Consider the following 623-nt stretch of genomic DNA (forward strand, 5'->3'; position numbering starts at 1 on the left):
GTATAGATGTACTATATGATTAGGGTGAATTGTCGAAGTTAACAAAGCTGCAGCTTCAAGAATGAAGAGTATATCGCCACATCTCATTTCCGTTTTGCATTAGAAAACGGTAAAATATCCGACTTTGCGAAATTAATGAGATTTGATGCGCTCGATGGATAAACAAAAAGCCCTTAAGAAAATTGCTAAATGTTTAGAACTTGGTAACTCAGCAAACGTCAACGAAGCGGCAAATGCGATCAAGATGGCTCACCGCTTGATGCTTAAGTACGGCCTCGATAAAGATGACATTGAGTTTATCAAGATGGGCAAAACCCAATCGACTCATCTGCTCCCTGCCAACGTAGGCTCGAACATCCTTCGAATCATCCGTGGCATTAACACTAAATTTGGTGTTGAAGCGGTTTTGCTCAACCACAAAGGTCTAAAACGCGCCGAGTTCATTGGTGAAGCGGATCGTGCTATTTTTGCCGCCTTCGCGTTTGACATCGTTTACCGCGAAATGAACGAACAGACTGGTCGCTTCCGCAATGGCTTTGCGGGTACTGGCACGCCAAGCGCCGAGGTTACTCGTCGCGTAAACTCGTTTCTGTCAGGTTGGGTTGAAGGCGCACTAGAAAAGC

Annotated in this window: 1 protein-coding gene; it reads left to right on the plus strand. The window is 45.1% G+C overall.

Features of this window, described 5'->3' with window-relative positions; all coding sequences use genetic code 11:
* Positions 1-154: 154 nt before the first annotated feature.
* On the plus strand, positions 155-623 hold a 469-nt coding region (locus QTO00_RS20585; protein WP_331426390.1), incomplete at its 3' end, for a DUF2786 domain-containing protein.

The sequence above is a fragment of the Vibrio sp. M260118 genome, assembly GCF_036533755.1.
Taxonomy (GTDB): domain Bacteria; phylum Pseudomonadota; class Gammaproteobacteria; order Enterobacterales; family Vibrionaceae; genus Vibrio.